The 11,881-nt window shown below is 71.4% G+C and carries 10 protein-coding genes; 7 read left to right on the forward strand and 3 right to left on the reverse strand.

The genetic code is table 11. The features are described 5' to 3' along the window. Nucleotides 1-4 precede the first annotated feature (4 nt). The 5 genes from AB8P05_RS20550 to AB8P05_RS20570 all read left to right on the forward strand — a co-directional run bounded on the left by AB8P05_RS20550 (nucleotide 5) and on the right by AB8P05_RS20570 (nucleotide 6,817). A complete protein-coding gene (locus AB8P05_RS20550; protein ID WP_472760670.1) occupies nucleotides 5-877 on the forward strand; it encodes a branched-chain amino acid ABC transporter permease in 873 nt (290 codons plus the stop codon). Between the two features lie 136 nt (nucleotides 878-1,013). After that, entirely contained in the window at nucleotides 1,014-2,717 is a 1,704-nt protein-coding gene (locus AB8P05_RS20555) for a branched-chain amino acid ABC transporter ATP-binding protein/permease (protein WP_472760671.1), read from the forward strand. Continuing rightward, nucleotides 2,714-3,430: an ABC transporter ATP-binding protein gene (locus tag AB8P05_RS20560; RefSeq protein ID WP_472760672.1), complete on the forward strand. Its 717-nt coding sequence runs from the start codon at nucleotides 2,714-2,716 to the stop codon at nucleotides 3,428-3,430. The genes AB8P05_RS20555 and AB8P05_RS20560 overlap by 4 nt, the downstream gene beginning before the upstream one ends. 242 nt (nucleotides 3,431-3,672) lie before the next feature. Next, a complete protein-coding gene (locus AB8P05_RS20565; RefSeq protein WP_472760673.1) occupies nucleotides 3,673-4,914 on the forward strand; it encodes a hypothetical protein in 1,242 nt (413 codons plus the stop codon). A gap of 61 nt (nucleotides 4,915-4,975) precedes the next feature. Beyond that, the gene (locus tag AB8P05_RS20570) at nucleotides 4,976-6,817 is read left to right on the forward strand and encodes a chloride channel protein (protein ID WP_472760674.1); all 1,842 of its coding nucleotides are present in this window, start codon (nucleotides 4,976-4,978) and stop codon (nucleotides 6,815-6,817) included. A gap of 36 nt (nucleotides 6,818-6,853) precedes the next feature. Here the strand turns inward: AB8P05_RS20570 and AB8P05_RS20575 are convergent, their stop codons facing one another. Then, on the reverse strand, nucleotides 6,854-7,273 hold the full coding sequence (locus AB8P05_RS20575) for a hypothetical protein (RefSeq protein WP_472760675.1): 420 nt from the start codon (nucleotides 7,271-7,273) through the stop codon (nucleotides 6,854-6,856). A gap of 186 nt (nucleotides 7,274-7,459) precedes the next feature. On the opposite strand from AB8P05_RS20575, the gene AB8P05_RS20580 reads away from it, so the two are divergent. Further along, nucleotides 7,460-8,299: a tellurite resistance TerB family protein gene (locus AB8P05_RS20580; protein WP_472760676.1), complete on the forward strand. Its 840-nt coding sequence runs from the start codon at nucleotides 7,460-7,462 to the stop codon at nucleotides 8,297-8,299. Nucleotides 8,300-8,336: 37 nt separating this feature from the next. Here AB8P05_RS20580 and AB8P05_RS20585 read toward each other — a convergent pair whose 3' ends face one another. Continuing rightward, nucleotides 8,337-8,792, reverse strand: coding sequence for a DUF1810 domain-containing protein (locus AB8P05_RS20585; protein ID WP_472760677.1), 456 nt, complete (start codon nucleotides 8,790-8,792; stop codon nucleotides 8,337-8,339). A gap of 34 nt (nucleotides 8,793-8,826) precedes the next feature. Further along, the gene (locus AB8P05_RS20590; protein ID WP_472760678.1) at nucleotides 8,827-9,897 is read right to left on the reverse strand and encodes a serine hydrolase domain-containing protein; all 1,071 of its coding nucleotides are present in this window, start codon (nucleotides 9,895-9,897) and stop codon (nucleotides 8,827-8,829) included. A 343-nt stretch (nucleotides 9,898-10,240) separates the two neighbouring features. Here AB8P05_RS20590 and AB8P05_RS20595 point away from each other — a divergent pair, with 343 nt between their 5' ends. Then, the gene (locus AB8P05_RS20595; protein ID WP_472760682.1) at nucleotides 10,241-11,842 is read left to right on the forward strand and encodes a PfaD family polyunsaturated fatty acid/polyketide biosynthesis protein; all 1,602 of its coding nucleotides are present in this window, start codon (nucleotides 10,241-10,243) and stop codon (nucleotides 11,840-11,842) included. Nucleotides 11,843-11,881 lie beyond the last annotated feature (39 nt).

The following is an 11,881-nucleotide window of genomic DNA, read 5'->3' on the forward strand; positions in this document are numbered from 1 at the left end:
GCGGATGGCGGCGCTTCAACTGCTGGTCAACGGGGTGGCGCTGGGCGCGGCCTATGCCTTGGTGGCGCTGGGCTTCGTGCTGGTGCTGAACGCCACCTCGGCGGTGAATTTCGCCCAGGGCGATCTGGTGATGGCCGGCGGGCTGCTGGCGGTGGCGCTGGCGCCGCTGATCCCGTTGCCGGGCATCGCCCTGCTGCCGGTGGTTCTGGCGCTGATGGCGGGGCTTGGGCTGCTGCTGGCGCTGGCGGCCTATCTTCCCTTGCGGCGGCGGCCGCCGGTGTCGGTCTTCATCAGCACCATCGCCATCGGCATCATCCTGCAGAACGGTGCGGCCATCCTGTTCGGGCCGGAACCGCGCGCCGCACCGCCGCTGTTCGGCGACGCCATTCTCTACATCGGCGGGCTGGCGGTTCCGGAGCAGTCGCTCGCCATCGTCGGGGTGGCGGCGCTGCTGATCGGGGCGCAGCAATGGGTGTTCGCCCGTACCCAGTTGGGCCGGCGGCTGCGCGCCACCGCGCAGGATCCGGAGATGGCGCGGGCCTGCGGCGTGCCGGTCACCGCGATGATCCTGGTGACCTTCGCCATCGGCGCCGCCTGCGCCGGGGCGGCGGGGCTGCTGCTGGCCAACCGCTATTTCGTGACGCCGACCGCGGGCGGGGATCTGATTTTGAAGGCCTACATCGCGGTGACCATCGGGGGCTGGGGCTCCGTGCCGGGGGCGGTGGTGGGAGCGCTGCTGATCGCGCTGTTCGAGGTGGGGGTGTCGTCGGTGCTGTCCTACCCGGTGGCATTGGGCGCGCTGTACCTGACGCTGCTGGCGATCCTGGTGCTGCGGCCGCAGGGGCTGTTCGGCGAAGCGGTGCGGCGCCGTGGTTGACCCGCTTTCCCCGGTGAAGATTCCCTCTCCCCCCGGGGAGAGGGTCAGGGTGAGGGGACGCGCGGCGACGGGCGTTCGGCCGGCGGAACCCCCTCACCCCAACCCTCTCCCCGGGGGGAGAGGGGGCTATGTCGGGGTGGAGAATGTCGCGCTGTTTGCCGGCGCCCTCGCTCTATTCGTCTACGCGCTCGTCTTCGCCTCTCCCTACGGCCTGCGCGTCCTGACCGTCGCCGGTGTCTATGCGCTGGCGACATTCGGGTTCCAGATCGTCTTCGGGCTCGGCGGCGCCTTGTCGCTCGCGCAGGGCGCCTTCTTCGGCGTCGGCGCCTATGTGACGGGCATCCTCGGCAGCCGTTATGGCCTCGGATTCGAAGCAACCTTCCCGCTGTCGATGCTGGTGCCGCTCCTGCTGGCGCTGCCGGTCGGGCTGGCGGTGCTGCGGCTGGAATCGCATTATTTCGCGCTGGCGACGCTGGGCATCGCGCAGGTCCTCCATCTGCTGGCGGTCAACCTGCCGGAGCTGACCGGCGGGTCCAACGGGCTGGGAGGGGTGCCGGGGGTGGTGCTGTTCGGCTGGGCGGTGCCGCGCGGCTTGCCGATGGCGGGGCTGGTCTGGGGGCTGGTGGCGCTGGGCGGTCTGGTCGGGTGGTGGCTGGCGCGCGGGCGGCTCGGGCGGTCGCTGACCATGCTCCGCGACGATCCGCTGGCGGCGGGGACGCTGGGGCTCGACGTCGGCCGGCTGCGGCTGGCCGCTTTCGGCATCAGCGCCCTGTTCGCCGGAGCGGCCGGGGCGCTGGCCGTCCACACCCAGCGCGTCGTCTCGCCGGAGGTGCTGGAGTTCCCGGTCATGGTCTCCATCCTCACCATTGCCATCGTCGGCGGGCGGGGGCGGATGGCCGGCGCGGTGCTGGGTGCCGTGCTGCTGCTGCATCTGCCGGAATGGTTCCGCTTCCTGGAGCGCGGCTATCTGGTCGTCTATGGCGCGGCGTTGCTGCTGACCGTGCTGCTGGCGCCCGACGGGCTGACCGGCCTGCTCGGCCGCGCCGCCGGCCGCCTGTTCGGCCGTCCCGCCCGTGCCCTGCCGGAAGCGCGCGAGCCGCCGCCGTCCGTTTCCGTGGACGGGCTGACGGTGGAGGGGCTGGCCAAGTCCTTCGGCGGCGTGCGGGCGGTGGACGGCGTGTCGCTGGAACTGCGGCCGGGGAGCATCACCGGGCTGATCGGCCCCAACGGGTCGGGCAAGACCACGGTCATCAACCTGCTGTCCGGGCTGGAGCGGCCGGATGCTGGGCGGGTGCGGCTGGGCGGGTGCGACGTCACCGCCGCCCGCGCCGACCGGCTGGCCCGTGCCGGGCTGGCCCGCAGCTTCCAGGCGGCGATCCTGCCGGAGGGTTCCGGCGTGCTGGAGGCGGTGGCCGCCGCCCGCCTCGCCGTCGATCCCGACGCCATGACGGCGGAGGCGCATGCCCGCTGGGCGCTCGACCGGCTGGGCGTCGGCGGCCTTGCCGGGCAGGGCTGCGACGGGTTGCCGGCGGCGCTGCGGCGGCGGGTGGAACTGGCGCGCGCCCTGGTCCGCCGGCCCGCGGTCCTGCTGCTGGACGAGCCCGCCGCCGGGCTGACCGACGGCGAGAAGGCGGAGCTGGCCGCCCTGCTGCGCGAACTGGCGGGGGAGGGGATGGCGGTCCTGCTGGTGGAGCATGACATGGGCTTCCTGCTGCCGCTGGCCGGGCGGGTGCTGTGCCTCGACCGCGGGCGGGTGATCTATGACGGGCCGGCCGACGGGGTGCGCCGGGATTCGGCGGTGGCGGCGGCCTATCTCGGCCGGGCGGGGGATGCCCAATGAGTGAAGTTCACTCAAGTGCGCTGCTGTCCGTCCGCGGCCTGACCGCCGGCTATGGCGGGGCGACGGCGCTCGACGGCGTGTCGCTGAGCGTCGCGGCGGGCGAGACGGTGGCGCTGCTCGGCGCCAACGGGGCGGGGAAGTCGACGCTGCTGAAGGCGCTGCTCGGCCTCGTGCCGGCGCGGGGGGAATTGCGTTTCGACGGCGGCGACCTCGGCCCGCTGGCGACGGAGGCGCGGGTCCGGCGCGGCATCGGCTATGTGCCGGAGGGGCGGCGGGTCTTTCCCGGCATGAGCGTGCGCGACAATCTGGAGGTCGCCGGCCTGGCCGCCGCCCGCGACCGCGCACAGGATGTCGAGCGCGTCTTCGCCCTGTTCCCCGATCTGGCGGCCAAGAGCCGGGACAGCGCCTGGCGCCTGTCCGGTGGCCAGCAGCAGATGCTGAGCCTCGGCCGTGCGCTGATGGGGCGGCCGCGCCTGCTGCTGCTGGACGAGCCATCGCTCGGCCTGTCGCCGAAGCTGGCCGACGAGGTCTTCGCCGCGGTCGGCCGCATCGCCGCCGCCGGCACCGCCGTACTGCTGGCTGAACAGAGTGCCGCGCGCGCCCTGAGCGTCGCCCCGCGCGCCGTCCTGCTGCGGCTGGGCCGGGTGGTGGGCGACGGGCCGGTGGCATCGCTGTCGGACGAGGCGCTGCGCGCGGCCTTCTTCGGCGGATAGCCGCATCCTCCCGTATTCCCTGCGTGTCCTGTGCAACAGGTGTCAGCCTCCTGCAACAGGATGGGCGGTTGGGCTTGCGGATGGGGGCGGGCGCGGATAGCTTCGCCGCCACAACCATCTATGGATTACCTCGTCATGACCGCCCGCCTCGCCGCTTCGCTGTCCGCGCTTCTCCTGCTGGGGGTGGCGTCGGCTCCGGCGGTGGCCGAGCTGGTGCCGGTCGAGCCGAGCGTCCCCCCGCCGTGTATTACGGCCTGCCGGTGCCGGAGGCCGAGATCGTGGTCCCCGGCGCGCCGGCGCAGGATGCCAGGCCCGGTGACAAGCCGGCCGAAAAGCAGGGCGACCGACAGGGCGCGGCCGCCCCGGCGAAGCCCGAGGGGCCGGGCGAGCTGATCGAAAGCTGGGACGGCGGTGCTGCCAAGAAGAAGGACGGCAGCTTCGCCTATTGCGTGGCGGAGGGGGAATTCACCTCCGGCCATGTGCTGATGTTCGCCCGCAGCCCCAAGGGGGAGATGAACATCGGCATCGGCATCCCCGGCGCCGACCTGCCCAAGGGCGGCGAATGGCCGGTCACCATCGAGGTGGACAAGAAGCTGAAGCGCGAACGGGTCGCCATCGCCTCGCAGCCGGACATGCTGGTGGTCTCCAACGGCAAGGACGAGGAACTGGTCAACGCCCTGATGGCCGGAAGTGAGCTGGTGGTGTTGTCGGCCACCGACCGCATCGCCTTCAAGCTGGCTGGCACCAAGAAGGTGCTGGGCGACCTGAAGACCTGCGTCGACAAGGGCGGCAACGTCCCGCCGATCAAGGTTGCGGCCGGCCGCCCGGCGGAGAAGAAGAACCGCCTGCCGGAAGGGCTGGACAGCCTGCTGACCGCGGCCGGCGTTCATGACGCCGAACTGGTGCCGATGGACAAGATCCCGCAGGAACGCCGCCCGGCCGACGTCGCCTGGCGCTTCGGCCCCATCGTCGGCGGCATCCGCGAGCGCGCGGTGGGCGAGGACGCGAAGATCGACGAGCTGTCGGGCGGTTTCGCCGACGCGATGAAGCAGCGGTGCGAAGGCACCCCGACGGTCAGCCTGAACCCGTCCGAGCAGGCCGGTTCGGTCTGGCTGCGCACGGGATCGGTCGAATGCGCCATGCCCCAGGGCAAGCTGTATGTCACGCTGAACTTCCTGCTGTCGCAGCGCCGCCTGTTCACCGTGATCTTCCACGAGGCGGCCGAACCCGACGTGGCGCTGGCCGACAAGGTGCGCGACAACCTCATCCATGTCCTGCGCCGCGCGGGCACCGCTCCGGCCCCGGCCGCTGCCCCGGCCCCGGCCCCGGCGGATGCGGCGCCCGCCGCCCCGCCTTCCGCACCTCCGGCTGCTCCTCCCGCGGCCCCTCAGGCGGTTGAGACGGCACCCCCCGCCGCCCCGCAGGCGGGATCGGCTCCGCCGACGGTGAAACCGCAGGCGAAACCGCAGCCCGGCAAATCCTGACGGAACACACGCCCGTCCGGCCCATTGTCCAAGGACGGACGGGCCATAAGTCAGCGTGATCATGCCGGACAATTCCGCCTCCATCGACGGCGTGGGCGAAAACGCCCGCGCCGGCAGCGACCCTTACGCGGCGCTCGACGCCTCCGCCGCGACCGCGATGTCCGACCGTTGGAGCGTGCGCGACAGCGCGCTGGCCGTCGTGGTGCTGGCCGGGCTGGTCGGCGGGGCGGTCGGGCTGGCGGTCGGGTCGCTGCACGAACTGGTCCTGCTTCTGCAGGCGCTGGCCTTCGACCTACCGGAGGGGGAGAAGCTGGGTCAGGGGGTGCCCGACCTGCTGCGGACGCTGGGCGTGCCGGTGGCGGGCGGGCTGCTGCTGGGCATCCTGTCCATGCTGGTGCGGCGCTGGCGGCCCAACGACATCGTCGATGCGGTGGAGGCGAACGCGCTGTATGGCGGCAAGATGTCGCTGATCGACAGCCTGCGCCTGACGGTGACGACCGCGCTGTCCAACGCGTCCGGCGCGTCGGTGGGCATGGAGGCGGCCTATACCCAGGCGGGCGCCGGCCTTGCCTCTTCCCTCGGGCAGCGGCTTCGGCTGCGCCGGGCCGATCTGCGCATGATGGTCGGCTGCGGGGCGGCGGCGGCCATCGCCGCGGCTTACCACGCGCCGCTGGCCGGCGCCTTCTATGCCTTCGAACTGGTGCTGGGCGGCTACACGCTGGCGGCGCTGGCCCCGGTGGGGGCGGCGGCGGCGTTGGGGGTGGCGGCATCGGCCCTGCTGACCGGCGGCGAGGCGCCGCTGGCGCTCGGCCGCCCGGTGGAGATCGCCGGCTGGGATTACGCCGCCTGCGGCGTCGTCGGCTTCCTGGCCGGCTGGCTCAGCATCCTCGCCATGCAGGCGGTGACGGTGGCGGAGCGCGGGTTCAAGCGCCTGCCGGTCCCGCGCTGGATGCGCCCGGCGGTCGGCGGGCTGGTGGTGGGCGGGCTGGCGCTGGCGGTGCCGGCGGTGATGGGCAGCGGCCCCGGCGCCGTGCCGCCGGAACTGGCGGGCGGCGCGCTGGCCCTGGCCCTGACACTGGTGGCGAAGATCCTGGCCTCGGCCGTGTCGCTGGGATCGGGCTTCCGCGGCGGCCTGTTCAGCGCCTCGCTCTTCATCGGCGGCCTGTTCGGCGGCCTGCTGAGCATCGCCACGGCCAGCTTCCTGCCGGGGCTGGGCATCGACGGCGGGCTTCTGCTGCTGGTGGGGATGGGGTCGGTCGCCGCCGGCGTCGTCGGCGCGCCGGTCACCATGGTGCTGCTGGTGCTGGAGACGACGCAGGATCTGTGGGCGGCGTCGGGCGTGCTGATCGGGGTGGTGCTGTCCACCACCGTGGTGCGGCAGGCCTTCGGCTATTCCTTCGCGACATGGCGTTTCCACCTGCGCGGCGTGCCGATCCGCGGTGCCTACGACATCGGCTGGCTGTCGGAGTTGACCGCCTTCCGGCTGATGCGGCGCGACGCCAAGACGGTGCCCGCCACCCTGACGGTGGAGGCGCTGCGCCGCCTCTATCCGCTGGGCTCGACCAAGACGGTGTTCGCCATCGACGAGTCCGGCAGATATGCCGGTCTCATCGACATGTCGCAGATCCACGATCCGGACCAGGACGCGGAGGCCACGGAGACCTGCGTCGGCACGCTCGCCAGCAAGGCGGATGCCGTGCTGATGCCCGGCGACGACGCCCGCACCGTGTTGAACCGCTTCGGCACCGCGGAGGTGGAGGCGCTGCCGGTCCTGTCCTCTCCCACCGACCGGCGGATCATCGGCTATGTGACGGAGTCCTTCGCGCTACGCCGCTATTCCCAGGCGCTGGAGCGCCAGCGTGTCGACGATCTGGGTGAACGCAGCTTGTGGGGCCGCGATTAGCGGCCCCGGTGCCGATCGGAGAATTCTGCCGGCCGCTCAGCCGCCGTGAAAGCCTTTCAGCCGCTCTTCCCCGCGGCCGATGTCGGGCTTGAAGTGTCCCTGCTTGGCGGCAGTCACGACATCGTCGATGAAGCTCCGGTATTCGTCGGCGGCCTCGCCCGGAGCGTTCGCCGTCGGCGCCGCCGAGCCGGCATAGGTGTTGCCGTCGGCGGCGGTGGAATCGTGAAGGCTGAAGGCGGGGACGAAGATGGTGTCCCCCTCCGGGTTCCCTTCCGCCACATGGTGGGAGGCACGGGAGATCTCGACCTGTCCGTCGGCATCGGGGGCGGAGAGGATTTTCACGCCATGGACGACCGTGGCCTTGCTGCGCGCATTCGACGCCGCGTCCTGTTCGAAGGTATGGCGGTCGTAGATGCGTTCGAAACTCGACCGGTCGTTGATGTTGGCCTTGGCCATGTCTGTCTCCCTGTTGTCGGACTGGGTAACGGGCCATCGTCGCATCCGCCCCCTTGCAACGCAGCATGGTAAAGCGAAAAGTTCGGAGTACGGAAATTTCGGTCTCCCAATCGCGGCCCGGCACCCGAACGGAAAGCGGTCCGTGCTGTTGACGGATCATCGACGGAATTGGAGTGGGAGAGCGAAATGGCCGATCTGCAACGTATCCTCGGCACCATGCTGGCGACCGGAATGGGAGGGCGCAGCCATGGCGGTATGAACGCCATGGGATCCGTGCTCGGCAACGGCGGGTTGGGGGGCGGCGTACCGGGCGGCGCCTTCGGTTCCGCGTCCGGCAGCCGCGGCATGGGCGTCGGGTCGATGGCCGGTCTGGGGGCGTTGGGGTATCTCGCCTTCAAGGCGTTCCAGGAGCGCCAACGCAATCAGGGCGCAGTGGGCCAGGGTGCGGCGGGCCAGGGCACGCAACCGGCCGGCAGGCCGGGAGGCAGCCCGTGGGGCGATCAGGCCGGCGGCATCCTGGGCAGCCTGTTCGGCGGCAGCGGCTCCACCGGCTCTGCCGGCACCGGCCAGGGAGGCGGCCAGAGAAGCGAGTCGCTGTCGGACCGCCTGTCGCAGGTCTTCCAGTCCCGCAGCGCCCCGCAGGCGGAAGAGCCCGACGACGGTGCCTACCCGGCCGTCGCCATGGAGGACCAGCAGGCGCTTCTGCTGATCCGCGCCATGATCGCCGCCGCCAATGCCGACGGGGAGATCACGCCGGACGAGCGCAGTCATATCCTGGGCACCCTGGACGAGGCCGGTGCCGGGCCGGAGGAACGCCGCATCGTCGAGCAGGAACTCGACCGGCCGCAGCCGCTGGACTCGCTGCTCCAGTCCGTGAAGGACCAGCAGACGGCCGAGCAGGTCTATCTGGCGTCGCGGATGGCGGTGAACGAACAGTCGGAAGCGGAACGCTCCTACCTGCAATATCTCGCCTCGCGGCTGAAGCTCGACCCGCAGCGCGTCCGGCAGATGAATCAGGCTGCCTGAAGCGACGCGGCTTGAGGCGCGGTTGCCGCCCCTTCCCTCATGCCTGTGGGGGAGGGGGCGGTTCCCCGATCAGCGCCAGGGTCGCCTCGTCCATCCGGCCGTCGCACCGGCTGGCCAGCGCCTCCCGGTAGGGCGAGTCCCCCTGTCCGGCGGCGAGCGCGAAGAGGGTCATGGAGGATCGGAACTTCATGTCGTCGGGCGAGCCGAAGATCTCGTGCAGGGTCCGACCCCGGACCGCCAGCACCGCGCGCGTCGCCTGTTCCAGCCGGCTCCCGAGCGTGGGGTGCGCCAGATATGCCCGCGCCTCGTCGAGGGAGGCGAGGCCGTAGAATTCGGCGGTGGGGGAGCGGCCGAGCCCGCGCAGCTGCGGGAAGACGAACCACATCCAATGGCTGCGCTTGCGCCCGTTCCGCAATTCCTCCAGCGCGGTCGCGAAGACCGGCTCCTGCGCGTCGAGGAAGCGTTGGAGGTCGAACGGGTCGTCGGTCCGCATGTCGCCGTTCCTTCTTCCCAGAGGCCGGTGCCGGTCAGGCCTGCTCCGCCGCCGGCATGATGTGGCCGGTCAGCAGGGCGCCCAGTTCGCCGACATAGCCGTCCGACCGCGCCGGCCGGCCGGGGTCGGAGGTGACGACGACGGTCAGCCCCAGCGACGGCACCAGATACAGCATCTGTCCGCCATAGCCGCGGGCATAGGCGATGCGATGGCCGTTCGATTCCGCCAGGAACCAGCCATAGCCGTACTCGTCGCCGGAATAGGGCGAGCGGGTCCGCGGCACCCAGGATTCCTGCGCCCAGGCGGCACTGACCACGGGACGCCCGTCCCAGACGCCGCCGCGGCTCCACATCTCGCCGAAGCGGAACAGGTCCAGCGGCGACAGCACCATGTTGTTGCCGCCCAGATAGAAGCCCTGCGGATCGCGCGTCCAGCCCGCGAATTCGATGCCGAGCGGGCGGCCCAGCCATTCCCGCGCCAGGGCCAGCAGGCTGCGCCCGGAAACGCGGGCCAGCACCGCCCCCAGAACGTGATAGCTGCCGGTCGAATAGATCATCCGCCCGCCCGGTTCGGCGACGAAGGGGCGGCCGAGCGCGTCGGCGACCCAGTTGCGGCTTTCGATCCAGCGGCCATAGCCTGGGCCGGAGGTCGGCTCCAGCCCGGCCTGCATGGTGAGAAGCTGCGCGACGGTGAGCCTGCCCACCCGCGGGTCGGCGCCCTTGGGGATCAGTTCCGGCGCCACCTCGCCCAACGGCGCATCGACGCCGCGCAACAGCCCGCGGTCGAGCGCGATGCCGGCCAGCGAGGCGACGATGGTCTTGGACACCGATTTGACGTTCACCGCGCGCCCGACCGGCGGCCCCCGGAAAGCCTCCGCGGCCAGCACGGCGCCGTGCCGCCCGATCACCAGCGCATGGAGCTGGTCCAGCCCCGCCGCCCGGTCGAGCGCGCGGCTCAGCAGCGCCTGGTTCAGCGACTTGCCGGCCGCCGGCATCCCGGCAGCCGCGGCGAGGACGGGGCGCGGCAGCAGAAAGCCGGCGGAGGCGGCAGCCGCGGCGGCGAGGATGCTGCGCCGGTCCGGCGCGGGTCGGGGTGTCGGCTGCATGCCCAGCCATATGGTTGTGGTGGTCCGCAATCCAAGCCTGTGCGGATCGGCTTTCCAAATACGCGCATAGCTTTGCCCGCCGTCCGGTCACCGCTGCGCGTCGATGGAATCGTTTAAAGCGGGTAAAGATATTTCCAGGGTGAAACAAACATTATCCCGCATGAAACCGAATTCATGCTTGCCACACCTCAAGAGTGGTAAGTAATAAAACTTCCGAAGGGGAGTTTTTTGATTAGGGCGCCCTAATGCCGTTCCGGGTGTGGGGATGGCGGCCGGGGGGCTGATGTTCGGATCTCCCGCCCTGGGGGATGGGTGAAGGCAATATTCGGGTGTCGATGTGGACATGAATTACCGGGAGACGGCGGTGCCGCCGCTGACATCGGCGACGGCAGGCTTCGATCCGTCCCTGATTCTGGAAATGGCCCAGAAATGCCGGGAGCCGCTTTACATCGTCAGGAACCGTGAAGGCCGTCTTGGGGCTTCGACACGTCCTCCGGATTTCATCGCGGAAGGGCTGGAGCCCGTCGCCACCCTGCCGCCGCTCTATCCGGAATGGCTGGGTGACCGCGGCTTTCAGGAAACCCACGGTTGCCGCTTCGCCTATGTGGCGGGGGAGATGGCGCGGGGCATCGCCACCCCGGCGATGGCGGTCGCCGCCGCCCGCGCCGGGCTGCTCGGCTTTTACGGCAGCGCCGGCCTGTCGCCGCAGCGGGTGGAGGAGGGCATCGAAGAGATCCGCGCGGCGCTCGGGCCGCAGGCGTCGGGCTGGGGCGCCAACCTGATCCACAGCCCCAACGACCCTGCGCTGGAAACGGCGGTTTGCCGGCTGTTCCTGCAGCAGGGGGTGCGGCGTGTCTCCGCCTCCGCCTTCATGGCGCTGACGCCGTCGGTGGTGGAGCTGGCCGCCAAGGGGTTGAGCCGCGATCCGGCCACCGGCGCGGTCCGCCGCCTGACCCACATCTTCGCCAAGGTCTCGCGCGCCGAGGTCGCCCACCAGTTCATGGCGCCGGCCCCGCAACGCATGCTGGCCGATCTGGTGACGCAGGGCGTGCTGACGGCCGAGGAGGCCGAACTTGCCGCCGCCATCCCGGTGGCCGAGGACATCACGGTGGAGGCCGATTCCGGCGGCCACACCGACAACCGCCCGCTCACCGTCCTGTTTCCGATCATCCAGCGCCTGCGCGACGAGATGGTCGCCGCCCATGGCTATGACCGCAACATCCGCGTCGGCGCCGCCGGCGGGCTGGGCACGCCCGCGGCGCTGGCCGGCGCCTTCGCCATGGGGGCGGCCTATGTCGTCATCGGGTCGGTGAACCAGTCGGCGGCGGAGTCCGGGCAGCCGCTGTCGGTCCGCCGCATGCTGGCCGACCTTGCCTGCACCGACGTCACCATGGCGCCCGCCGCCGACATGTTCGAGATGGGCGTGAAGGTCCAGGTGATGAAGCGGGGCACCATGTTCCCCTTCCGCGCCCAGCGCCTGTACGAGTTGTACTGCCGCCATTCCGGCATCGACGATTTGCCCGCCGCCGAGCGCGCGACGCTGGAACGGGACGTCTTCCAGGCCCCGCTGGAGGAAATCTGGCGCCAGACCCGCGGGCATTTCGCCGTGCGCGACCCGGCGGAGCTGGCCCGCGCCGAGGCCGATCCGCGCCACCGCATGGCGCTGGTCTTCCGCTGGTATCTGTTCAACGCCGCCCGCTGGCCGATGCTGGACGATGCCACCCGGCGCCATGACTTCCAGGTCTGGTGCGGCCCGGCGATGGGCGCCTTCAACGACTGGGTGAAGGGCAGCTTCCTGGAAGCGGCGGACAAGCGCACGGTCGAACAGATCGCCCGCAACCTGCTGGAGGGGGCCGCCGTGGTGACCCGCGCCCAGCAGATGCGCAGCGCGGGCTTGGCCGTACCGGCCGCCGCCTTCACCTGGGTGCCGCGCCGGCTCGCCTGATCCGGCCCGAGCGCGCTTCCGCCCCGATCCACCCCCCGA

The organism is Azospirillum sp. VT-I1, assembly GCF_055698305.1.